We start from the raw sequence: 428 nt of genomic DNA, 5'->3' as shown, positions 1-428 counted from the left end.
CTGTAAATTTCATTCTGTTTCCGCATAGCACACACTGGTATGGATCGTTACCTGTAAACCCTTTGTATTGTTTGGCATACGTGAGTGGCTCAGCCTGTTTCAGACTCTTCTTTTCTAAAGCTAAATACACCAGAGGAAGTAGACGACCACGTTTTCTATTGGATAGAAAACCGTAGTAACGCACCATTTTAAACTGGTGCTGCGGGATATGACTCACGTACCTCAATATCATCTCTTCTTGCGTCAACGTCTTCGTTTTATGCGTTCCGTCTCGATGGTCTAGATACTTAAAGACCACCGTCCCCCCACTATAATGACGTAGCCTCGATGCGGATATCGGTGGACGCTTCAGGTAACGACCCAGATAATTCACCGTTTGCTTTAGTTCTTTCGTCTTTTTGGCAAAGTGAATATTCCAGTAGCGTTGA

General features: G+C 43.9%; 1 protein-coding gene. It reads right to left on the bottom strand.

The annotated features are described in order from the left end of the window. Positions 1 to 428: transposase (locus H5300_RS27090; RefSeq protein ID WP_182797398.1), on the bottom strand; the 428-nt coding region annotated here is incomplete at both ends.

The organism is Vibrio sp. SG41-7, assembly GCF_014164465.1.
Taxonomy (GTDB): Bacteria; Pseudomonadota; Gammaproteobacteria; order Enterobacterales; family Vibrionaceae; genus Vibrio; species Vibrio splendidus.
The sequence above is the reverse complement of the archived record's forward strand: the minus strand, read 5'-3'. Positions and strand labels throughout refer to the sequence as shown.